The organism is Tritonibacter sp. SIMBA_163, from assembly GCF_046535935.1.
GTDB lineage: Bacteria > Pseudomonadota > Alphaproteobacteria > Rhodobacterales > Rhodobacteraceae > Epibacterium > Epibacterium scottomollicae.
Genome location: NZ_JAWJBP010001006.1, coordinates 1 through 248 on the forward strand (window position 1 = coordinate 1; position 248 = coordinate 248).

The 248-nt window shown below is 45.6% G+C and carries 1 pseudogene; it reads right to left on the bottom strand.

Features of this window, described 5'->3' with window-relative positions:
- Positions 1–248: pseudogene (locus R0J92_RS25360) on the bottom strand (pyridine nucleotide-disulfide oxidoreductase); the annotation flags it as partial.

Consider the following 248-nt stretch of genomic DNA (forward strand, 5'->3'; position numbering starts at 1 on the left):
GGTGATAAACTTAGCAAAGCCTGAGGTTGTTCCTTCTGCTTGGGCGCGATCAACGTCTGAAAATTCTTGTTTTAAAACTTCTATTTTGTCGCCATATTGTTGTCTGGCTTGGGCTTCCGTTAACCCGACATGAGCGAGTTCAGGATCCGTAAAAGTTGCCCACGGAATGACACGATAGTCTGCTTTTGCGGAGGGGAAAAAGAGCGCGTTTTGAATAACAACTGCTGCTTCATAACCTGCAACATGAG